Source organism: Olsenella profusa (genome assembly GCF_016900315.1).
Classification (GTDB): Bacteria; Actinomycetota; Coriobacteriia; order Coriobacteriales; family Atopobiaceae; genus Thermophilibacter; species Thermophilibacter profusus_A.
Window position 1 is genome coordinate 1 of sequence record NZ_JACSNQ010000034.1, and the last position, 487, is coordinate 487.

Below are 487 nucleotides of genomic sequence, written 5' to 3' on the forward strand. Positions count from 1 at the left end.
ACAGTGGTAGTCCTACGGGGGGCTGCAGTAGGGAATCTTCGGCAATGGGCGAAAGCCTGACCGAGCAACGCCGCGTGAATGATGAAGGCCTTCGGGTTGTAAAATTCTGTTATAAGGGAAGAACGACTTTAGTAGGAAATGGCTAGAGTGTGACGGTACCTTATGAGAAAGCCACGGCTAACTACGTGCCAGCAGCCGCGGTAATACGTAGGTGGCGAGCGTTATCCGGAATTATTGGGCGTAAAGAGCGCGCAGGTGGTTGATTAAGTCTGATGTGAAAGCCCACGGCTTAACCGTGGAGGGTCATTGGAAACTGGTCAACTTGAGTGCAGAAGAGGGAAGTGGAATTCCATGTGTAGCGGTGAAATGCGTAGAGATATGGAGGAACACCAGTGGCGAAGGCGGCTTCCTGGTCTGTAACTGACACTGAGGCGCGAAAGCGTGGGGAGCAAACAGGATTAGATACCCTTGTAGTCACTACCACTGT

1 rRNA gene is annotated in these 487 nt (G+C 52.0%); it reads left to right on the forward strand.

Annotated elements, in window-relative coordinates:
- Positions 1-487 (forward strand): 16S ribosomal RNA (locus H9X80_RS08895); the annotation flags it as partial.